Source organism: Enterococcus sp. BWB1-3 (assembly GCF_016745275.1).
Lineage (GTDB): Bacteria > Bacillota > Bacilli > Lactobacillales > Enterococcaceae > Enterococcus_L.
This window is the reverse complement of the sequence record NZ_JADOEP010000004.1, coordinates 108466-129583: the sequence shown is the minus strand read 5'-3', so window position 1 is coordinate 129583 and position 21118 is coordinate 108466. Positions and strand designations below refer to the sequence as shown.

The following is a 21118-nucleotide window of genomic DNA, read 5'->3' as shown; positions in this document are numbered from 1 at the left end:
CTCCTCTAACTTACTTGACTGCCATTCCTTTATTTAATTAAAAGCAAATGACCTTTATCATTCTAAATAATGAAATGAACCAAATTTCCTTTTTGTTCCAGACTGTCCTGTCTGAAAACAAAAAAAGCACACTTGATTCATAAAATAATAGGTTAAATTTTATCTGTACTGTACAGTCCTGATCATTCTTAAGTATACTATTATTTCTCCTGAAACACAACGAAGTACATGATTTGAATTTACCCATTATTCACTAAAAATCCTATTATATCAGTAGTTACAGAAGCTGTTTCCTAAACAAATAGAATGTGCTTCGAAATACTGTTCGTTCAATGATTCTCTGTATTAGTTCCTAAAATTTGGGGTAAATTCAAAAGTGCATGGACAGCTGCCAGTGAAAATAGAAGATTCTTTCACTTGATCCAAGATCGTTTAATAGGTGGTTTAGCTGTTTGGTCAATGAGTATAAATACATTCCTTATTGAAACTTCGGCTGTTCGGAGAAGGTGCAGGAGCATGTAGTCTGTCTAGGGGCTTTTCTACATAAAATTCCTATTTTTTTATGCAGAGCTGCTTTTTTATAATTTATTTTGTTTGTTAATCCAGTGAGCCGACACAGCCATCCCTGCACGGGTTGTATTACTTTGGTCTATTGAATTCACCCCAACAAAATCATGAATCATTCCCTGAAATTGGATTTGTGTCATATCAGCTCCAGATCACTTAAATAACAGACCTGTTCTTCTCCTTCAGCTCTTAAAGTATCTGCTCTGCCATTTAGAATCATTGCTGCTGGGGGACCTTCCAAAACTTTTATTTTCTTATCACTTTTTAAATAAAAGTAGTGGAACTTACTGAATTTCAAATTAAGAAAAAAGAAAAGGCTCTGTGACATTAATATGTCCAGAACCCTTAAACCCGAATAAACGGCTTTGTTGCGACCTCTTCAAGTCTATATTCTTCAGTTATTTCATTGATCGGTATTCAATAAAATTGACAATGTGTTTTCCAGTTCTTCTTTACGAACTTCCAGCATCTCGCCGGTTTTCTTAATTTTCACTTCCACTACACCGTCTACTGCTTTTTTACCAACTGTAATTCTAATCGGACACCCAATTAAATCTGCATCAGCGAACTTAACTCCGGCACGTTCATTTCGATCATCAAGCAATACTTCATAGCCGGCCTGATTCATCATTTCATCTACTTCTTGAGCCAGCTTGCTCTGGTACTCATCTTTAATGTTCATTTGAACAACATGTAAATCAAATGGAGCAATTCCTTTTGGCCAGTTGATTCCTTCTTCATTCGCATTTTGTTCAACAATCGCTGAAAGCAGACGGCTGACGCCAATTCCATAACAGCCCATAATAACTGGGATCTCTCTGCCGTTTTCGTCCAATACATTAGCATTCATCGATTCGCTGTAACGAGTCCCCAGCTTAAAGATATGACCAATTTCAATTCCTTTGGTAAAGGCCAGTACTCCGTTTCCGTCAGGTGAAGGGTCTCCTTCCTGAACAAACCGTAAATCGATATACTTAATTGGATTAAAATCTCTTTCAGGATTGACATTTTTATAATGGTAACCAGTTTCGTTGGCGCCGGCTACTGCATTGCCCAAGTCCTGAATACACAGATCCGCAAACAGTTTGACTTCCTCTGACAGCCCAACAGGACCAATTGATCCGAACGCTGCACCAATATATTTTTCAACCTCTTCCTCAGTTGCTTCATCCATGAAATCCACACCCAGAAAGTTTTTCAGTTTTACATCATTTACTTCATGATCGCCCCGAACCAGAACCATGACCGGCTCGCCATCAGCAATAAATAAAAGTGATTTGATGATTTTTTGAGGTTCAATATCAAAAAATTCTGCAACTTCCTGAATAGTTCCAATCTTTGGTGTCGCCTCTTTTTCAAGAACCTGCTGACTCTCATGAGATTTTTTTGGTGTGTAAAGACTTGTTGCCATTTCAAGGTTTGCAGCATAATCACCTTCTGTAGAATAACAAATTGTATCTTCACCAATATCTGAAATAGCCATAAACTCTTTTGAATCTTTTCCTCCCATAGCACCACCGTCTCCGATAATTGCACGGAAATCCAGACCGCAACGTTCAAAAATTGCAGAGTATGCCTTTTCATAGTCTTTGTATGTTTCATCAAGACTATCATAACTGGAATGGAAAGAGTAGCCATCCTTCATAATAAATTCTCTTCCGCGAAGCAGACCAAAACGAGGTCTTTTTTCATCACGGTATTTTGGCTGTATCTGATATAAATTTAAAGGTAATTTTTTATATGAATTTACTTCATTTCTAATCAATTCAGTAAATGTTTCTTCATGTGTCGGACCTAAAATATAGTCCCTGTCATTCCGATCTTTAAGCCGATACAGATTAGGTCCGTAAGTTTCATATCTTCCCGACTCTTTCCAAAGCTCGGCCGGAAGCAGTGCAGGCATCAGCATTTCCACTGCATCAATTTTTTCAAACTCTTCCCTCATAATCTTTTTCAGCTTTTCCAACACACGATTTGCCAGCGGCAGATACGAATAAAGTCCGGCAGAAACCTGACGAATATAGCCAGCACGCAATAAAATCTGATGACTTAGAACCTCCGCATCATTTGGCACCTCACGTAAAGTAGGAATTAACATCTTTGACTGTTTCATTAAAAACTCTCCTTTGTCAGACAAGCAAAACCGCTCACTGCACTATTTTCTAATAGATTCAACTCGAAAAAACTACTTTCAGTGAAATATCCATTATCAATCAGTCAGCAGCCTGTTACGCTTAACTACTAAATTTATTCAACTTATATATTAAAGAGTCTGACACCAAAATGGCTGTTCCAGAGCTCTTTTCTTTTGCGAAACCAACAAATTTCCCCACAAATCCAATTCACAGTAAATTGTTCTTTTTTTTTAGAAAAAGAACCGTTGAATATCATTCCAAGTGACTAAAATCATCAACAGCATGATAAAACCTACACCGATCAGTGTCAGAATCATCTCTTTTTCCTGACTAAGCGGTTTGCCTCTAACACCCTCAAAAATATTCAGTACAAGCTTACCGCCATCTAAAGCAGGAATCGGCAACAGATTTACGATACCGAGATTCACTGAAAGCATTGCCATCAGCCAAATCACTGTATCAACACCAGATTTGGACGCTTCAGAGGAAAGCTGGAACATCATAACCGGTCCACCCAGTTTATTAATGTTAAAGTTTGTAAACATTGAACCCAGTGTTTGGAAAATCGTTGTTGAATTGTTGATTGTTTCAGTCAGTCCGCCCAACAATTTATCTCCCAAGCTGTCTTTCTTCGGAACTGCAATACCAATTTTCCCTGCCCCTGAGCTGTCCTCCTCAGGAGTTACCATAATTGTCTGAGTTTCATTCCCTCTCTTTACTTCAAATTCAAGAGGCTTTTCAGGATTTTCCTGAACAATAGTTATCAAGCTTTGCCAGTCTGCTATTTTTTCTCCATCAATAGACAGGACCTCATCATTTTCTTTTAAACCAGCCTCAGAAGCAACACCATCCGGAAGTACTTCACCTAAACGATTCGTATCCGTAACAGTCACTCCGCCATTCATGAATACCCAAATGGTAAAAAGTACAATCGCCAACAGGAAATTATTCATTGGTCCGGCAAAATTAGTCAGCATTCTTTGGCTTAGCTTTGCAGACTGAAACTGGACATCTTCCGGTGCGATTCGAATTTCCACCCCGTTCGGCTCAATGATGTTTGCATCGTGATCCACAGTGTAAACCACTTCCTGCGACTCATCACCATTTTCATACCCTTTGATAAACAGCTCCTTTTCCAAATCGTACTCCAGCAATTCAATTGGAATACTGTTTGGCAGCTGTACTTTTTTACTGGTATTGATTTTGACAACTTTGTTCTCTTCATTAACCACCAGGGAGAGCATCATCCCGGGTTTAAGCTCCAGATCATCTTCTTCAGCTCCAGCCATTCGAACATAGCCGCCTACAGGTAAAATACGCAACGTATACGTTGTTCCGTCTTTTCCCTGATGAGAAAAAATCTTGGGTCCCATTCCAATTGCAAATTCACGAACTAAAATACCTGCCCGCTTTGCAAAAAAGAAATGTCCGAATTCGTGCACAATGACAAGAATCCCAAAGACAAGAATAAATGTAATAATTGTTTTCATAAATTTCCTTCTTCCTCTATCCATCTTTCTACATTGTTTCGTGTTTCTTTATCAATTTTGATTACATCATCTAAAGTTATTATCTGTTGTTCTATATGATTATCCACCGCTTTGATAATGAACGCTTCAATTTGAAGATAAGAAATCTTCCCTGAAATAAAAGCCGCCACCGCCACCTCATTCGCTGCATTATACACTGTAGGATAGCCTCCGCCCAGTTTTCCAACTTTATACGCCAATTTCAGCATGGGGAAGCGTTCATAATCCATTGGTGCAAAATGTAATGCCCCCATTGTTGCCAAATCAAATGGCTTTTCATTTTTCATCGGCAGCCGCTCCGGATAAGTCAATGCATACTGAATCGGTTCTCTCATATCACTCGGACCGAGCTGAGCCAGATAAGCGCCGTCCCGAAATACAATCATTGAATGGACTGTACTTTCTCTATGTAAAACAACTTTTATTTTATCATAAGTCATATTAAATAACCAATGCGCTTCAATGACCTCAAGCCCTTTGTTCACCATTGTGGAAGAATCAATTGTTATTTTTTCTCCCATTGCCCAATTAGGATGATTCAGTGCCTGTTCCAATGTAACTTCTTTTAACTCTTCTCTGGATAATTCGCGAAAACTTCCGCCTGATGCTGTAATAACAATTTCTTTTACATTATTACAGGGCTGATTTCCTTCCAGACATTGAAAAATTGCTGAATGCTCACTGTCAACAGGAAGGATAGACACGCCTTTTCTTACTGCGGCTGCCATGACCCATTCACCAGCCATCACCAATGTTTCTTTATTTGCTAAGGCAATATCTTTTCCTGCTTCGATCGCAGCCAGTGTAGGGCGAAGACCAATACTTCCGGAAACTGCAGTTAGAACAACATCTACTTCTGGAAGTTCTGCTGCTTCAATCATTCCTGCTTCACCGATACCGAAACGTACTGCAGGATATTCTTTTTCAAGCTGCTCTTTCATTTCAACTGTACCGACACCTACATACACAGGCTGCAGCTGTTCAATCAGCTGACGGCCTTTATCAATATTGGAATGAAAGGTTAATGAAATAATTTGAAATCGCTCAGAATAAGCGTTGACTACCTCAATTGTACTTGCTCCTATAGAACCTGTAGCTCCTAATAATGAAATTTTTTTCATGGTAATAAAGAAAAACTCTGAATGGTCAGAGTTTTTATACCTTCCCTTCCCTTATTCTTAAAACAAACCAAATAGATGCATAACAGGAAAAACAAACAACAAACTATCAAATCGATCCAAAATACCGCCGTGTCCCGGAAGTATTTTCCCGGAATCCTTCACATCGTAATGTCTCTTAATTGATGATTCTACAAGATCTCCAAACTGTCCGACAATAGAAAAAATGACTGTTAGTACCAGCATGACAGGCAAGCTGTAGGTAAAAGCTTCTTTCCCCGGAACAAGTGCGATATAAACACCGCCAACTGCCACTGCCGACAAAATACCGCCGATTGATCCCTCAATTGTTTTATTCGGAGAAACAGAAGGCAAAAGTTTTCTATTCCCAAATTTTCTTCCTGCCATATATGCGCCTATGTCTGTTGCCCAAACAACGAAAAGTGCATAAAGTAAAACCACTAAACCTGTCTCTCTTGCAGCTACAAAATTTTGAAATCCTACACCAAGATACAAGCTGGCAATTACCGGAAAACCTGCCTGCGAAATGCTGTATGTATTTTTTGAAGCAACCAGTGCGCCCAATAAGATCATAACCATTAAATAAAATAAAATAAAATTATCTGTTTTTTCAGGTAAAAAGAAGAACCAGCGATCTTTCGGTAAAACCAATACAATCGCAGCTAATGCTGAAAGTATTCCCTCGAAGCTCAGCAGATCAAGACCCTTCATTCTAAATAATTCATAGACACCAACAACTGCTAAAGCTGCAGCTGTAAGCTCTATAGCAATACCGCCATATACAATAATTGGAATAAACAATACCAGTGCCGCAACAGCTGTAATGACCCGTTGTCTCATTTATTTTCCTCCTTATTCTGCGTCAAACCGCCAAAGCGGCGATTTCTATTCTGAAATGAAGCAATTGCAGATTCTAATAAAAAATCATTGAAGTCAGGCCAAAACGCATCGGTAAAAAATAACTCACTGTATGCAATCTGCCATAACAGGAAATTACTGATACGTTCTTCTCCGCTTGTTCGGATCAGCAGCTCCGGATCTCGTAGATCTTTGTCCAATATGTTTGTCATTAAATGCTTGGAAATTACTGTTTCATCAATATCCTGAGGAGTGATTTTGCCATCTGCCGCCTCTTTGGCAATTTGCTGAACCGCCGTTACTATTTCTGCCCGTGAGCCATAGTTTAAAGCAAAATTGAGCACCATTCCTGTATTATCTTTTGTCTGTTCAATTGCCCGCTTTACTGCATCCTGTGTATGGGCAGGCAGAAATTCTTTATAGCCCATCACTTCAACTCGGACATTCTCCTCAATCAGCTCAGGTACAAATGTATCAAAAAAGTCCACTGGTAGCTGCATTAGGAAGTTCACTTCTTCAGAAGGTCTTTTCCAGTTCTCTGTAGAAAATGCATACAGGGTCAGGACTTTCACTCCCAAATGACTCGCATGCTTTGTAATTTTTTTGACTGTATTCATCCCTTCTTTATGTCCGGCTATGCGAGGAAGTCTTCTGTTTTGCGCCCATCTTCCATTACCGTCCATGATAATTGCCACATGTTTAGGTATACTGCCGTTTTTATCAAATATATATTCAGATTCTTTCTGTATATACTTATCTTTCTGCGGAAAAAAACGAAACATATTTCTTTTTCCCTCCAATTTTAAAAATCTATCTAGACTATTATAGCAATAACTTTCAGAAAAACCTATGCAAAGATCAAATTTTTCTGTTTTGTTAATAAAATGAAAAGGATCTCCCAGCAGAATATTCATTCCAAGGCATTTACTCCTAAATTCTACGACCTTATAAAACTTTGTTTGTTTTTTTATAGTCTAAAAAAACGCAGGATCATTTCATCTTTCCTGCGCTTTTTTCATAAAAATTTTCGTTTAATTATCAACAGAAGCTGGATCTTCCTCTGTACGAACAATATTTCCTCGGCTGATGCTGATCCGAATAACGGCATTTGTTGACACAAATTCATTATACTGGCTCATCTGTACAACTGTTCCTTTCGTTACCTCAGAGTCAACATAATACACTTGGAAAGTTACGTTCGCACCTTTAGACTGATATTCCTCGTAAAAAATCTTTTGCAGGTCTCCTTCAAGTGTCGAATCTTTCAGGTCTCTTATAAATGGCTTTCCAATTGAATAAACCAGTTCTATTCCCGGTTTCTCAGCTTCTTTAAATGTTTGTCCTGCTTCAACAGACTGACTGACAAATCCTCCATAAGGTACCGTATCGTGATAAATCTGTCTAACTGAAACTGACTCATTGCTTTCAGCATCAGTCATGGACATTTGAGAAAAGTCAGGAACAACATAAGCCTTTCCAGTCGAAATGACAACTGGGAATTTATCCTTTTTAGCCAGCTTCGTTCCTTTTGCCGCCTCTTGAGAAATCACTTTTCCAGTTTCGACTGTATCAGAATCGCTTTCGGAAATTTCAATTGCCAGCTCATTTTTCTTCGACCACTCTTCTGCTTCCTCCTTCGTTTTACCAACGAAATCAGTCACTTCAATTGTCTTTTCCAGCGGCTCTGCCCCTTTTGAAAAGTAAATATTTGCTTTGTCTTTTCTACGATACGTTTCCACGGTGATATCTTTTGCTCCAATTTCAAGCTTAATAAACTCGCCGGCTGGTTTTGTCTCATTGTATTCTTCAATGAGACTGAGACTGTCTGCTTTGTTGGCTGCAATCCATTCATTCGCAGCTTCTTTAGACATATCTTTAAATTCCGGCAGCGCAATGACTTCTTCTGGATCAGGTCCTAAGCTGGCATCAATGAGTAATTCACTGCCCTTTTTAATTTTTTTATTTTGAACATTCTGAGAAATAATTTGATTTGTTGGTTTGTCAAAATCATAAATCTGTTCAATTTTAAGTGTCACACCGTTTTCTGTTGTCCAGGCTCTCGCCTCTGACAATTCCTTTCCAACAAAATCAGGAACGGTTACATGGGTATATTGATAGTAGGCAAAAATTCCAATTCCAATTGCCGCCGCTGTCCCTATTGCCAAAACAATATACTTAATAATCTTTTTTCTGCGATAACCAGGGTCTGTCTCTGTCAGCTCTTCTCCCGGAGCTGCTGTTTCATTTTCATACTCCAGTGATTGCTGGACAGGCTCCTGTATCTGTTTCACAGCTGCTTTAGAAGCAGTATTTTGAGCCTGCTGCTCATTTACTCCCTGAAGCAGATGTACCTCTGCTGCTTCACGAGCTGCCTGCCGCTCATACCTCTGCTGCTTCTTTTGCCTCAGCAATTCTTCTACAGAAAGCTCTCCTATCGGCTCTGTCTGAACATTTTTTATAGGCTCTGACGTTTTTTTTAATGAAGATTCTGCTGAACGCAAATCATTTTCCTTTACAGCTTTTCCTGTTTGTTTCTGCTCTGATTCCTGACCTTTTTGACTATTCTTTCTTTGGCTGTCCTTCTTCTTTTCATAAAGCTTATCCTGACGTGTCTTCTCATAATTTTTATTTTCGAAGTTTGCTAGAAAATCACTCATATTGCTTCAACACACCTTTTTTCAAATAATAGGTCTTGTCAGACTGACTGGCAATTTCATTTGAGTGTGTAACAACAATCACACATTTATTGTGCTGCTTTGCCAGTCTTTTAAAGATGTTGACAATTTCCTGCTCCATTTCCTCATCCAGATTTCCTGTCGGTTCGTCTGCTAAAATAATATCAACATTTGTTGACAGTGCTCTGGCGATTGCTACACGCTGCTGTTCTCCACCTGAAAGCTGATTAACAAGACGATCTGCTTTGCCTTTGGTAATCCCAATGTAATCAAGAAGATTATAGGCTACTTCTTTTTGATTTTCCGGCAGCTTATTATCGGTGATTGACATTGCAACCAGTACATTTTCCACTGCGGTTAAATAAGGTACCAGATTATAGCTTTGAAAAATAATACTGATTGCATCTCTGCGGTATTTATCATATCCTATCGTCTTAATGTCCTTATTTTTAAAGAGGATTTGTCCCGACTTAGGTGTATCCAATGCACTGATTAATGATAGAAAGGTGGTCTTGCCGGAACCGGACTGCCCTAATATAGTGTAGAAGGTTCCTTTTTCAAAAGCCGCATTTGTATCCTTTAGGATAAAGCGGCGCTTATCGCCATCCTGATAATAGTAATCCATTTTTTTCGTTTCCAGTATTGCCAATTTTTTTCCCCTCCTACATCATAATTTTTTTAGGATCAAGCCGAAGAATGTACAATAGAGGAATAACAGCGGAGAGCAATGTTGTTGTCATTCCAACAACCAGATAGGTAACGATATATCCCAGAGAAAACTCTACTTTATAAGAGTTCATGACGTCTGTATTTGTCAAATTCGTCGTCCCCAAAGAGTCCCCTCCATAATAGACCATGCCATCCATCATTGTGTCCGCTGTACTCAGCATATCACTGTTCAATAATGCATCCGAAACAACTTTCCCCAGGAAATTACCTGTAAGTAATGACAAAATCAGAGCGATACCGCTTATTATGACCATTTCAATAATAATCTGTCCCATTACATGACCTCTTTTGTCCCCAAGAGAAAGGTAAATGCCCAGTTCATGTTTTCTATCCCGCATAAACAGTAGAACGACTAATGAAATAATCAGCAGAGCAGCTGCAACGGCTATTGTCACGACATAGCCGGAGATTTTAGAAAGGCTGCCCATACTGCCTGCAATTTGGTCGTACTGATCCGTTGACGCTCTCACTGTGTAAAGTTCAGGCAGCAATGGCTGTGTCTCTTCTTTAAAAGCTTCCACTTCATCTGCATTATTCATAACATAAACAGGTGTGTAATAATACTCATCTTCATTCGTTGTCAGAAACTCTGCTTCCTCTGGAACTTTTTCAATATATTTTTCTGTATACGTTTTATTCATTTCAAGGACCGTTTTGTTCGGCATGTACATCGTGTTCATTTTTTCCATTGACAGGTACTGATTCTCACTGTCACTTGCAGCAGCTGTGGAGCCGTCATTTCCTTTATTTTCTTCCAGCTCAACCGTTGTCGGCTCAAATATTCCAATAATTTCTACCGGAATATCTATTTTAAACACCTCATTCATTGTACCTTCTTCGGTGTATTGAGTCCCTATCTGGTCAATGATCATCTGATCACCCACTGAAAGTCCGTTCTTTTCAGCAACCTTGGATGAAATAACAACGACATTATTCCCTTTAGTGATATCCTCCTGAGTAAAGGTTTTCCCTTCGGTTATATTAATTATTTTTTCTTCAGCATCTAAAATTCCCGGCAGATTCGAGCCTTTTATATTGAAGCCCTGTGAGGTAATGTACGATTCATCATTACTAAAATCTTCCATTGTTGCTGCTTTCAGTGTCTTTGTTTCTATCCAGCTGGTGATATTATAATCATAATATTTCACATACGGCGATTCACCCACCTGCTTAATAAGATCCTCTGACAAAAATTCCATCTTGAAATCTTCTGACATAAAAGCATCTTGATTGTTCTCATAATCTATTTCAATACTTGCCAGTCCGCCTAACTCTTTTTTGATATTTTTTTCAACATTCTGTGTTGACTGCTGAATGGCAATCGCTCCTGCTATAACGTTTCCCAAAATAAAAATCACTGCGAACAAAAGAATGGATTTTCCTTTTCTTCTGGTAACGCTGTATAACGCCCTTTTGACAAAATTCACATCCTCAGCTCCTTAACTATAATTTCTTTACTCATTCCTCATTATTCCATAATATAGGGGGAGTTACAATCTTTTTCTGACTTAAAAGAAAGATAAATCAAACATCCCTTGCGCCAATTTCCAAATAACTTTTTATAAAAAAAAGTATTTATCCTTTAAATCTCTATTTATTTCCATTTTTCTTAAGATATTGATAGAATAAAAAACTTAAATTATTGCTTCTTACCAAGAGGATAACTGATTCTTTCTGACAATTATCTGACTTTTTGAAGAAAATTTGCTCCACTTCATTCTTTCAACTCTATAAAAACTCAATTTTGAATTGTCCTTTCCAACTGCTAATGAAGAAATAGAAAAAACACCTCTGACAGGGAAATATTTCCCAACCAAAGGTGTTGTGACTGCAGTTCTTGTATTATACTTCCAATAATTCTTTTTCTTTTTCCGCAGTAATGGCATCAATATCTTTCACGCCATCATCTGTCAGTTTTTGAACATCTTTTTCAAGACCTCTTAGTTCATCTTCAGTAATGTCTCCGCTTTTGTTCAGCTTCTTCAATTCATCCATTGCATCACGGCGAACATTTCTAACTGCAACTTTCGCATTTTCAGCTTCCTTCTTAACATCTTTAGCCAATTCTTTCCGACGCTCTTCAGTCAGCTGAGGAATAACCAGACGAATGACATTTCCGTCATTAGTTGGGCTGATTCCAATATCACTTACCTGGATTGCTTTTTCGATGTCTCCAATTGAATTTTTATCAAATGGAGTAATCATCAGAACACGTGCTTCTGGAATAGTGATAGATGCCAATTGGTTAACCGGAGTCATCGTTCCATAATATTCTACTGTCACACGATCCAGCAAGCTGGCATTTGCTCTTCCTGCACGAATCTGACCTAATTCACGCTCCAGACTTTGTGCTGCTTTTTTCATTTTTTGTTTTGCTGTTTCCAATACTTTTTGAGACATTATTATTTCCCCCTTACAGTTGTTCCAATATTTTCACCAAGACATGCCCGACGGATATTTCCTGGTTCGTTTAGATTAAAGACAAGCAGCGGAATATCATTATCCATACTCAATGAGCTTGCGGTTGAATCCATCACCTGCAGTCCCTTGGAGATAACATCTAAATGTGTCAGCTCTTCATATTTGACTGCGCTGGCATCTACTTTCGGATCAGCAGAGTATACACCATCAACATTATTTTTAGCCATTAAAATAACATCCGCATCAATTTCGGCCGCTCGTAATGCAGCAGTTGTATCTGTTGAAAAATACGGATTTCCTGTACCTCCGGCAAAAATGACTACACGTCCCTTTTCAAGATGACGTTCTGCTCTTCTGCGAATGTATGGTTCTGCAATTTGTCTCATTTCAATAGACGATTGGACCCGTGTTGGTACACCTAAATTTTCTAAAGTATCTTGCAATGCCAGTGCGTTCATTACAGTTGCCAACATTCCCATGTAGTCAGCCTGAGCTCTTTCCATCCCCATTTGGGCACCGATTTGACCTCTCCAGATATTCCCGCCGCCAACGACTATAGCCATTTCAATACCAAGTTCATGAACCTCTTTGATTTCCTGCACAATTTCTTTAATAACAGGAGGTTTAATTCCAAAACCATCGTTTCCTGCTAATGCTTCACCACTCAGTTTCAATACTACACGCTGATATTTAGGTTTTACCATCTTGTCTTTTCCCTCCAACATTTCTCTAAAGTCATTCTATCATAAGACAGGCATTCTTTCAGTTAATTCTTCTATATTGCTTAAAAAAAAGGAGCGCAGCAAGCTGCGTTCCCGTTAGGTAGGAACAGAAATGAGCAGCTTACGAAAATCCGGTAGAATTTCCAAGTTACTGTTTCTGCGCCTTCCTTCATTCAAAATTATTTTTTCATTTGACTCATTACTTCGTCAGCAAAGTTGTCTTCACGTTTTTCGATGCCTTCGCCCACTTCAAAACGTACAAATGAGTTCACTGTTCCGCCTTTAGAAGAGACATAGTTTTTAACAGTCATATCAGGATCTTTAACAAATGGCTGATCCACTAAAGAAATTTCTGCTTTAAATTTGTTCAGGCGGCCAATAACCATTTTATCTACGATATTTGCTGGTTTGCCTTCATTCAACGCTTGTTCAGTCAAGACTGTTTTTTCATGATCCAATTCTTCTTGAGGAATTTGAGTCTCGTCAACATAACGAGGGTTAATTGCTGCAACATGCATTGCGATGTCTTTCGCCACTTCTTCGTCAGTAGTTCCGTCAACAACAGATAGCACAGTAATACGACCGCCCATATGCAGGTAAGCACCAAAAGCAGCATTGTCTGCTTTTTCAACAATTTCAAAACGACGGAAGCTGATTTTTTCTCCGATAACTGTTTGAGCTTCAATCAGTTCAGTTTCCAAAGTTCCTTTATCCGTTTTAATTGCCAATGCTTCTTCCATAGAAGCTGGTTTATTTTCAGCCACTTCTTTTGCAATGCTTTTAACTAAATCTTGGAACATTTCATTTTTAGACACGAAGTCAGTTTCTGAATTCACTTCAACGATTGCTGCGAAATTTCCATTAACTGCTACATTAGCCAAACCTTCTGCTGCAATACGGTCATTTTTCTTGCCGGCTTTAGCCATGCCTTTTTCACGCAGGTAGTCAACAGCTTTATCCATATCGCCTTCAACTTCCACTAATGCTCTCTTAGCATCCATCATACCGACACCTGTCATGTCACGTAATTCTTTTACCATCTTAGCTGAAATATCTGCCATTTTCTTATATCCTCCTCAAATAGTTGTCAAAATTGTTTTTAAAAAAGCTATCTCAAAGGAGAATCAGGCCTATCGCCCAGCCCTTGAGACAGCTCCGTCATCTATTATTTATGCTCGTGTTATTCTGCAGCGTCTTCGCCGGCACCTTCTACAACTTCAACAATTTCTTCGATTGATGTTGCTTCTTCAGGTGTTTCTTCAACGAACAGCTCTTCAACTGCCTGATCTTCACCTTGGTTTCCTTCGATGAAAGCATCAGCCATTTTAGCTGTAATCAATTTAACTGCACGAATTGCATCGTCGTTTGATGGAATTACTACATCGATCTCATCAGGATCGCAGTTTGTATCAACCATCGCAACGATTGGAATGTTTAATTTTTGTGCTTCCTGAACCGCAATACGTTCTTTACGAGGATCAACAATGTACATTACATCTGGAATTCTAGGCATATCAGCGATACCGCCTAAGAATTTTTCAAGACGTTCACGTTGTTTGTTTAAACCAACAACTTCTTTTTTAGGAAGAACATCGAATGTTCCATCTTCTTCCATTTTATTGATGTCTTTCAAACGTTTGATACGTTTTTGAATAGTATCCCAGTTTGTTAATGTTCCACCTAACCAACGGTGATTTACATAAAATTGTCCAGCACGGATTGCTTCATCTTTGATTGCTTCCTGTGCTTGTTTCTTAGTACCTACAAACAAAGCCACGCCGCCTTCTTCTGCAACGTTTTTCATGTAGTCATAAGCTACATCTACCAATTTCACTGTCTTTTGCAAATCAATGATGTAGATACCATTTCTTTCTGTGAAGATATACTTCTTCATTTTTGGGTTCCAGCGACGAGTTTGGTGTCCAAAGTGTACGCCGGCTTCCAGCAATTGTTTCATAGAAATTACTGCCATGTTTTGTTTCCTCCAATTTGGTTTTTTTCTCCCTCTCTCTATCTTTATGCTCTTTGAAGAACTGAATAAATCAGCACCGCTTCGCAGATGGATAGAGATGTGGATTTTTTGTGAATTTACTCTCGTAAACGCACCTCTAGTATTATACAATACGATTTTTGAATTTGCAAACAAATTTCATCAGCTTTTTCCACTTATTTCGAGTCATTTATTTCTGTCCCTTCTCTTTATATATTTTGTATTAAAAAATAGCTGAGAAACAGTAATATTTTGTCAACTTACATTAAAAGGATGAATGTTAAATAAAACAATTAGAAGCTATTGTTTTTTTGAATTGAACAGCATAGCTAAAGGAATTGAAGCTGGTAATTATACGTTGAAGACAGCAGTTACAAAACTGATTACAGCAAAAGCAAGTTGAAATTATCAGTATTCAACTAGGAACATGGCCTGCCAGAAAATCTTTACCGTTTTTATAGAAGATACATCAGCTATAACCAGCCTTGTAAAACAGCTGCTGATTCCCAATTTCCTTTAACACTGCAAAAATTCTTGATCGTCCGATCTTTTTGTTTCTCACTAACTCAAACATAAATCCTATCATTAGAGTGATTGTACTTGCTGCTAGTTCTCTCTATCTTCATTATTTTCTAATTTTTTAAAAAGCTTTCCAAATAATGGTGCTAAAATCCAATAAAATCCGCCATTTCCAGCTGCATGCAGCATATCAAACGTTAGTCCTTGAAGATAATAGACCCAAAAACTGGTGACTCCATATATTTGAACACTAATTACAGAAATGATAAAACCATAGATAAATCCTGCTAATACACTGACAACAATTTGAATGATCAAATGCTGCCGATACCAGTGAAACTGCCGCAGTATACCAACTAGGCAAATAATACATACATAGCTGGCTAATTGAGCGATCGTCCAAACACCCATCCCCATATATAGATTGGTCACCAGTACTGATAGTAAACACACCACTACCCCTCTGCTTGCCCCTAGTTGTAGTGTAAGGATTAAAAAAATTGCAGTCATCGGCTGTACATTGGGTATAACTTGAAGCAGTATGCGTCCAACAGTAGCCGCCGCTGCCATCAAACCAAGATAAGCAATTTCTCTAACAGAAAAAATAGTCGAATTCTTTTTAGAATTTTGCATAGGTAAACACTACCTTATCCCCGTCTTTCAAGATCGTTTCATTTGCACCTGTATTAACCATCTCCTCATTAATTGTATAAGTCCAGTAGCAGCCCTCATCTGCATTTTGTTCAATGCCGTCAATTGCCTGAATCATTCCGCTGTCTTCTGCCACCTCATAATTGGCCTTTAGAACCATCATCAAATCGCTGCCTTCCTTAAAAGAAACCTCTCTCCCTGCAACCTCTTCCCCGTCTTTTACCAATGAAATCAACGCAGTTATCTGATTCTCCTCAACCTTGCCGGAACTGAACTGTCGAGTATCTTCTGTTGTGCTGTCAGCTGTCATACCTGAATTACCAGAACAACCACTAATCATCAACAGACCAGCTATAACTATACTGCCTGCTAAAATCTGTTTCATTTATCCCCTCTCCTATACGATATTCTTTTTATTTTAATTTCTTTACCAATTATGTCTAGAAATCTGACGGCAACTAGTTTCAAAACATAGAAATGGGTAAAATCTGTTTAAAGAAGGCAGCTTGCCGCAACCTTCATATTGTCGTATACGTACTATCATATTTCGTTCCCAAAAGCTGACTTTCAAGTAAGCTACTTTAGAGAATTGATACTTACTAGTCTATTCTAAAGAATATCTGACAGAAATTCTCCAGCTTTACTTGGACACCCAAAATAATTTGGAAAGTGACAACTCAATGTAGCTGATTTTTATTTCCGCGGGATAAATCATACCTGATATAAAAATTTTATATACTACAGAAAATTCTTATATCGATTTGAAGCATGTTGACAATTTGGATTCCTCTATAGTACTCAACCGCTTCCTAACTAAGGTCATCTTTGTTTATATTAGATGAAAAAGGCTGAAGTACACAATAGGTTTGCTTCAGCTTTTAACAGGCAAACACTTTTTCCCTGACACAAGTGTTTTTTCATTTATTAACAGAGGGTCTGATTTCGTCTTCTTATTACATGTAGAAAGGAGCTGCTGACTGAGGATTCTCACCTCATTCCCTCTATTGAGTGCGTCTTAATTCATTATATTAAGAAACAACCTTGTTTAAGCAGAAGATGGCAGCATATAGATACTGCTCATTTTATTAGCAGAAAAACTTTGCTGCATAGAGAAATCGGTAATTTTTTTACATCTCTTCTTTTTGGCTGCTCCGCTGTTTTTTTAACAAAACTTTATTTACTCGGCTATCTCCGCTGTTTCATTTCTTTACCGATATAATCCATTTGACAAATGATACATCAAAATTCCTGCTGCCACTGCTACATTTAAGGATTCCGCTTCCCCGCGAATCGGTATATAAATATTTTGATCGGTTTGATCTAATAACTCAGGACTCACACCCTGCCCTTCATTTCCCATAATCAGACAAGAATTCTGTTTCGGCGCAACAGAGGTGTAATGGACTGCTTTTTCATCTAGCTTGGTACCAAAAACAGGAATATTTTTGGATTTAAAGCTGTCAATCACCATTTCAATTTTCTTTCTAAGAACAGGTAAATGGAAATGACTGCCCTGCATAGCCCGTAAAACTTTACTGTTGTAAATATCTGCTGTCCCCTCACCAATAATCACCCCTGCGTATCCTGCCGCATCGGCCGTACGAATCATCGTGCCCACATTTCCCGGGTCCTGCACATTATCCAGTGCAAGCCAATGACCTTGAAGCTCATTTACTTCGACCTCATCCGGAATTGCTACAACGCCGATAATTCCCTGGGGAGTCGGCAGCTCAGACAAATTTTTCATAACATCCTGACTAACAAAAATCAGTTTTTCATCATCGTACTGACTTAGCCATTCTCCCCATTCTTTGCGTCCTCTCTCATCAAAAAGAATCCATTCAACAGGTGCTGAAAAACGAACAGCTTCTTCAACTAAGTGAAATCCTTCAATCACATATCGGCGGGCTTCTTCCCGGCCCTTTTTCTTATAAAGTTTTCTGATCTTTTTTATCAATTCATTTTTATTTGACATAATTTCTTTCATACTTCCACCTCGAAAGTATTATACCATTTTTTTTAATATTTATTGAAACTTGATATAGATTCAAAAAATCGTTATCATTAAGAAAATGAATAAAACAGGATGTGACAGTGATGAGAAAAGTTCGAATGAATGTCCAGGGAAGAGTTCAAGGTGTAGGTTTTCGATTTATGACTAAGATAGCTGCAGATCAATTGGGAATTACTGGAACAGTGAGGAATGAAGACGATGGATCGGTTTCAATTGAAGCAGTGGGATCTTTAGAAGCAATGGAAACATTTATTCAACAGGTCAAGGACTCACCTTCCCCTTCAGGGCGGGTAACTTACGTAGATATTCAGGATGATCCTCTGATTAACGACTATACCTCATTTAAAGTAACTAACTAGTATCTTCATACTAAGATTAATTACCTGTGCATAATAAGAGTAAAAAGGATGATAAAAATGGGACAACAAAAGCAGTACCCCGTTCGATTAAGCGAGAAAGAATATGACCAGTTAAATGTTTCACTAAAATTCACTTATGCTCAAGAATTATTATTGAAAAAAACTTTTTTTTCAAGTATAGTTAAATTTGTGCAAATTTTAGACGAAGGAAGAATTTTATGAAAAAATATAATAAGTGGTTATACAGTTCCGGCTTGGCAGCTCTAGTTGTTTTTCTTTCCGGATGTGTAAAAACCGGAAGTGACGGTCAACCTACCGGAGAAGGATTTGTCTATAATTTTTTAGTTCAGCCGATGAGCAGTCTCATTACTTATTTGGTTCAAAACTTTAACTGGAACTATGGTTGGGCAATTATTTTTATTACTGTTATTGCGAGAATCATCATACTTCCCCTTGGCTTATACCAGTCACGTAAAAGTATGGTCCAAACTGAAAAAATGCAGGTAATCAAACCTCAAGTTGATGCAGCACAAGCAAAATTAAAGCAGGCAGCAACAAGAGAAGAACAAGCTGCTGCTCAATTGGAGCTGCAGCAGGTTTATAAACAAAACAATGTCAGCATGATGGGTGGTATCGGCTGTCTTCCATTGCTGATTCAAATGCCGATCTTCTCTGCACTTTTCTTTGCCGCAAGATATACAGAAGGAATCAGCGAGGCAGACTTCTTTGGTATTAACCTTGGGCAGCCGAGCATCGTATTTGTTATTATGGCAGGTATCGCTTATTTAATTCAAGGCTATATTTCTACAATTGGCATTCCTGAAGAACAAAAGAAAACAATGAAATCAATGCTGATTGTCTCTCCGCTAATGATTGTTTTCATGTCTTTCCAGTCACCAGCAGGAGTAGCTCTTTACTGGGTAATCGGCGGGATTTTCAGTTGTATTCAGACATTCATAACCAACATTCTTTTGAAGCCAAAAATTAAAGCACAATTGGCAGAAGAGTTGAAAAAGAATCCACCCAAACAGGTAGTAACACCTATAAAAGATGTAACACCAACTGAGTCTCAAAATGTTTCATCTTCAAAAAAACAGCCGCAATATCCTTCCAAAGGCGGAAGAAATGCTGGAAAACAGCAGCGCAAATAAACAGGTACGAGGTTGAGACAGAAGTGTTCTGTCTCAAGAAATAAGTCGGAATATACGAAAATAGCTACTCATATTTTCAGTATAGTTCGACTTATTTCCGAAGAGACAGCTTCTGGAACACCGTTTATTCGGTTTTAGGGATATCAGACATACTTATGTCACAGCCCCGTTTTAATTTCTAGATCAGTCATTGATTTCTTCTGGAAATTTGCTGCTGAATAAAACTAGCTTCTTATTCGATCATCGGCTTCACATATTTTTCTATCAGTTCAATTCGGTCTCCAGTCTTCTGCTCAAACAGTCCCGTCAGGGCGATCACTGTTTTTTCTTTTGTATCCACATAAAGGATATTCCCTCCATCTCCCATCGCTGCAAATACTGAATCTGACAATACCCACCAGAGATAGCCATAAGATAAGCCGGCTTCTTTCCAATAGCTGTGTTTCTGAGTACTCTCTTCAACCCAGCGGGAAGAAACAATTTGCTTATTTCCCCATTTTCCTTCATTTAAATAGAGCTGTCCAATCTTCGCAAGATCCTGCAGAGTCAACGTTAAGCCCCAGCCAGCAGTATTAATACCCGCTGCGTCTGAGACCCAGCCGCTGATCGTTCTTGATGCATAAAAAGCCATTTGTTCCTCTTTATTTTGAAAGATCAGATTCTTTTCAACTGTGATTCCCAGTGGTGAAAACAAATATTCCTTTGCATAATCAAGGACTGACTTTCCAGCAGCATTTACGAGTATTCCTGACAAAATATCCGGCCCTACGAGTGGTGTATACCTGAATGTTCCACCTGACTCACTTTCACCCAACAAATCCAGTGCAAACTCTGAATAATTGCTGCTCATAAAGTAGTCAATATAGGGTTCTTCCTGATAATTAAATGGAGCAGTCATTGTCAATAATTCTCTGATTTTAACCCTTTGAATAGATGTTTTATCCTTTTTTACAACATAATTCGGCAAAAATGCCAATATGTTTTGGTCAACACACTCAATTTCTCCTCTATCCAAAGCAATCCCGATAAGAATGGAAAGAATACTTTTCGTCACTGAAAAAACATGAATCGGGTTTTCTTCTGTACAATCATTAAAATAATTTTCATAAAGTATTTGTCCGTTTTTCAAGACTATTATTCCAGCCGTATTTTGGTACCCCTGTCTAATAACCTGTTCCAATTCCGTTATTTTTTTCTGATTCATATGATTTCCTCCTTTGTTCGAAGGCGCCTTCAACTAAAGGATAAGGCCATTAAAAATCATTTTCAATCCCTATTTAAAAAAAGTTTCAAAAAATGGAAATTATTTTTTTATATAAAAATTATCCTCTTAGAAACCATTGATTTAATGCCTATTGATACTCCTTTACAGACGATACATCCTTTCAGCTCAAAAAAATAGTCAACCTCACAGTTGGATAATTTGATCTAAAACTCTTTCCTCATTTTGACAGCTTCCGCGTTATATCCTAAAGTCTCATAAAAGCTGACAGCATGATGGGTCACTGAAGAAACATTTTAACGAGATTCTCTGATATCCCTGCTCTTTTTCCCATTACTCGGCCTGATCCATCATCTCTTTTCCAAAACACCGACCTTCCATCTCCTCTACAATACAGATATAGGAAATATCTCCCTATTTGTTTCCAGTAATCCAAT

The 21118-nt window shown here is 38.2% G+C and carries 21 protein-coding genes; 4 read left to right on the top strand and 17 right to left on the bottom strand.

The genetic code is table 11. The annotated features are described in order from the left end of the window. Nucleotides 1-578: 578 nt before the first annotated feature. From IW492_RS18310 to rpsB, 13 genes are all read right to left on the bottom strand, one after another. Nucleotides 579-707, bottom strand: coding sequence for a hypothetical protein (locus IW492_RS18310; protein ID WP_267491498.1), 129 nt, complete (start codon nt 705-707; stop codon nt 579-581). Between the two features lie 263 nt (nt 708-970). Further along, nucleotides 971-2680 (bottom strand): proline--tRNA ligase, encoded by a 1710-nt coding sequence (locus IW492_RS04655; protein ID WP_202065918.1) that lies wholly within the window; start codon nt 2678-2680, stop codon nt 971-973. A gap of 252 nt (nt 2681-2932) precedes the next feature. After that, nucleotides 2933-4192, bottom strand: a complete 1260-nt coding sequence (gene rseP, locus IW492_RS04650; RefSeq protein ID WP_202065908.1) for an RIP metalloprotease RseP — start codon at nt 4190-4192, stop codon at nt 2933-2935. Further along, a complete protein-coding gene (locus tag IW492_RS04645) occupies nt 4189-5352 on the bottom strand; it encodes a 1-deoxy-D-xylulose-5-phosphate reductoisomerase (protein WP_202065897.1) in 1164 nt (387 codons plus the stop codon). The genes rseP and IW492_RS04645 overlap by 4 nt, the downstream gene beginning before the upstream one ends. Nucleotides 5353-5409: 57 nt before the next feature. Next, the gene (locus tag IW492_RS04640) at nt 5410-6210 is read right to left on the bottom strand and encodes a phosphatidate cytidylyltransferase (RefSeq protein WP_202065895.1); all 801 of its coding nucleotides are present in this window, start codon (nt 6208-6210) and stop codon (nt 5410-5412) included. Continuing rightward, nucleotides 6207-7010 carry an isoprenyl transferase gene (locus IW492_RS04635; RefSeq protein WP_202065892.1) on the bottom strand — a complete coding sequence of 268 codons (804 nt, stop codon included), beginning with the start codon at nt 7008-7010 and terminating at the stop codon, nt 6207-6209. Before IW492_RS04635 ends, IW492_RS04640 begins: the two co-directional genes overlap by 4 nt. 249 nt (nt 7011-7259) lie before the next feature. Then, nucleotides 7260-8885, bottom strand: coding sequence for a PASTA domain-containing protein (locus IW492_RS04630; protein WP_202065889.1), 1626 nt, complete (start codon nt 8883-8885; stop codon nt 7260-7262). Continuing rightward, nucleotides 8878-9552: an ABC transporter ATP-binding protein gene (locus tag IW492_RS04625; protein WP_202065881.1), complete on the bottom strand. Its 675-nt coding sequence runs from the start codon at nt 9550-9552 to the stop codon at nt 8878-8880. The genes IW492_RS04630 and IW492_RS04625 overlap by 8 nt, the downstream gene beginning before the upstream one ends. A 13-nt stretch (nt 9553-9565) precedes the next feature. After that, on the bottom strand, nt 9566-11059 hold the full coding sequence (locus IW492_RS04620) for an ABC transporter permease (RefSeq protein WP_202065872.1): 1494 nt from the start codon (nt 11057-11059) through the stop codon (nt 9566-9568). 415 nt (nt 11060-11474) lie between these two features. Beyond that, entirely contained in the window at nt 11475-12032 is a 558-nt protein-coding gene (gene frr, locus IW492_RS04615; RefSeq protein ID WP_202065870.1) for a ribosome recycling factor, read from the bottom strand. A 2-nt stretch (nt 12033-12034) separates the two neighbouring features. Continuing rightward, nucleotides 12035-12757, bottom strand: coding sequence for a UMP kinase (pyrH, locus tag IW492_RS04610; protein ID WP_202065867.1), 723 nt, complete (start codon nt 12755-12757; stop codon nt 12035-12037). A 197-nt stretch (nt 12758-12954) separates the two neighbouring features. Continuing rightward, on the bottom strand, nt 12955-13836 hold the full coding sequence (gene tsf / locus IW492_RS04605; RefSeq protein ID WP_202065857.1) for a translation elongation factor Ts: 882 nt from the start codon (nt 13834-13836) through the stop codon (nt 12955-12957). Nucleotides 13837-13955: 119 nt separating this feature from the next. Further along, entirely contained in the window at nt 13956-14747 is a 792-nt protein-coding gene (rpsB, locus tag IW492_RS04600; RefSeq protein WP_202065854.1) for a 30S ribosomal protein S2, read from the bottom strand. Between the two features lie 295 nt (nt 14748-15042). On the opposite strand from rpsB, the gene IW492_RS18305 reads away from it, so the two are divergent. Then, on the top strand, nt 15043-15168 hold the full coding sequence (locus tag IW492_RS18305) for a hypothetical protein (RefSeq protein WP_269160912.1): 126 nt from the start codon (nt 15043-15045) through the stop codon (nt 15166-15168). Nucleotides 15169-15371: 203 nt separating this feature from the next. On the opposite strand, the gene IW492_RS04595 is transcribed toward IW492_RS18305, so the two are convergent. The 3 genes from IW492_RS04595 to IW492_RS04585 form a co-directional block, all read right to left on the bottom strand. Further along, entirely contained in the window at nt 15372-15917 is a 546-nt protein-coding gene (locus IW492_RS04595; RefSeq protein ID WP_202065851.1) for an ECF transporter S component, read from the bottom strand. After that, nucleotides 15904-16320: a DUF4430 domain-containing protein gene (locus tag IW492_RS04590; protein ID WP_202065837.1), complete on the bottom strand. Its 417-nt coding sequence runs from the start codon at nt 16318-16320 to the stop codon at nt 15904-15906. Before IW492_RS04590 ends, IW492_RS04595 begins: the two co-directional genes overlap by 14 nt. A gap of 822 nt (nt 16321-17142) precedes the next feature. Then, on the bottom strand, nt 17143-17922 hold the full coding sequence (locus IW492_RS04585) for a TrmH family RNA methyltransferase (protein WP_202065828.1): 780 nt from the start codon (nt 17920-17922) through the stop codon (nt 17143-17145). A gap of 110 nt (nt 17923-18032) precedes the next feature. On the opposite strand from IW492_RS04585, the gene IW492_RS04580 reads away from it, so the two are divergent. Genes IW492_RS04580 through yidC form a run of 3 tightly spaced genes read left to right on the top strand, consistent with a single transcriptional unit; the run spans nt 18033 to nt 19459 of the window. After that, nucleotides 18033-18308 (top strand): acylphosphatase, encoded by a 276-nt coding sequence (locus tag IW492_RS04580; protein ID WP_202065826.1) that lies wholly within the window; start codon nt 18033-18035, stop codon nt 18306-18308. Nucleotides 18309-18365: 57 nt separating this feature from the next. Continuing rightward, nucleotides 18366-18530 carry a hypothetical protein gene (locus tag IW492_RS04575; RefSeq protein WP_202065824.1) on the top strand — a complete coding sequence of 55 codons (165 nt, stop codon included), beginning with the start codon at nt 18366-18368 and terminating at the stop codon, nt 18528-18530. After that, complete coding sequence (gene yidC, locus IW492_RS04570; RefSeq protein ID WP_202065822.1) at nt 18527-19459, top strand: membrane protein insertase YidC; 933 nt, start codon at nt 18527-18529, stop codon at nt 19457-19459. The genes IW492_RS04575 and yidC overlap by 4 nt, the downstream gene beginning before the upstream one ends. A 232-nt stretch (nt 19460-19691) precedes the next feature. Here yidC and IW492_RS04565 read toward each other — a convergent pair whose 3' ends face one another. Next, entirely contained in the window at nt 19692-20663 is a 972-nt protein-coding gene (locus IW492_RS04565) for a serine hydrolase domain-containing protein (protein WP_202065821.1), read from the bottom strand. Nucleotides 20664-21118 lie beyond the last annotated feature (455 nt).

Excerpts from the sequence above, each read along its gene's own strand:
- rseP (WP_202065908.1), bottom strand. The coding sequence starts at position 4,192 with ATGAAAACAATTATTACATTTATTCTTGTCTTTGGGATTCTTGTCATT.
- tsf (WP_202065857.1), bottom strand. The coding sequence starts at position 13,836 with ATGGCAGATATTTCAGCTAAGATGGTAAAAGAATTACGTGACATGACA.
- IW492_RS04585 (WP_202065828.1), bottom strand. The coding sequence starts at position 17,922 with ATGAAAGAAATTATGTCAAATAAAAATGAATTGATAAAAAAGATCAGA.
- IW492_RS04630 (WP_202065889.1), bottom strand. The coding sequence starts at position 8,885 with ATGAGTGATTTTCTAGCAAACTTCGAAAATAAAAATTATGAGAAGACA.
- IW492_RS18310 (WP_267491498.1), bottom strand. The coding sequence starts at position 707 with ATGACACAAATCCAATTTCAGGGAATGATTCATGATTTTGTTGGGGTG.
- IW492_RS04595 (WP_202065851.1), bottom strand. The coding sequence starts at position 15,917 with ATGCAAAATTCTAAAAAGAATTCGACTATTTTTTCTGTTAGAGAAATT.
- IW492_RS04575 (WP_202065824.1), top strand. The coding sequence starts at position 18,366 with ATGGGACAACAAAAGCAGTACCCCGTTCGATTAAGCGAGAAAGAATAT.
- pyrH (WP_202065867.1), bottom strand. The coding sequence starts at position 12,757 with ATGGTAAAACCTAAATATCAGCGTGTAGTATTGAAACTGAGTGGTGAA.
- IW492_RS04655 (WP_202065918.1), bottom strand. The coding sequence starts at position 2,680 with ATGAAACAGTCAAAGATGTTAATTCCTACTTTACGTGAGGTGCCAAAT.
- IW492_RS04565 (WP_202065821.1), bottom strand. The coding sequence starts at position 20,663 with ATGAATCAGAAAAAAATAACGGAATTGGAACAGGTTATTAGACAGGGG.
- yidC (WP_202065822.1), top strand. The coding sequence starts at position 18,527 with ATGAAAAAATATAATAAGTGGTTATACAGTTCCGGCTTGGCAGCTCTA.
- IW492_RS04645 (WP_202065897.1), bottom strand. The coding sequence starts at position 5,352 with ATGAAAAAAATTTCATTATTAGGAGCTACAGGTTCTATAGGAGCAAGT.
- IW492_RS04590 (WP_202065837.1), bottom strand. The coding sequence starts at position 16,320 with ATGAAACAGATTTTAGCAGGCAGTATAGTTATAGCTGGTCTGTTGATG.
- rpsB (WP_202065854.1), bottom strand. The coding sequence starts at position 14,747 with ATGGCAGTAATTTCTATGAAACAATTGCTGGAAGCCGGCGTACACTTT.
- frr (WP_202065870.1), bottom strand. The coding sequence starts at position 12,032 with ATGTCTCAAAAAGTATTGGAAACAGCAAAACAAAAAATGAAAAAAGCA.
- IW492_RS18305 (WP_269160912.1), top strand. The coding sequence starts at position 15,043 with ATGTTAAATAAAACAATTAGAAGCTATTGTTTTTTTGAATTGAACAGC.
- IW492_RS04580 (WP_202065826.1), top strand. The coding sequence starts at position 18,033 with ATGAGAAAAGTTCGAATGAATGTCCAGGGAAGAGTTCAAGGTGTAGGT.
- IW492_RS04640 (WP_202065895.1), bottom strand. The coding sequence starts at position 6,210 with ATGAGACAACGGGTCATTACAGCTGTTGCGGCACTGGTATTGTTTATT.
- IW492_RS04635 (WP_202065892.1), bottom strand. The coding sequence starts at position 7,010 with ATGTTTCGTTTTTTTCCGCAGAAAGATAAGTATATACAGAAAGAATCT.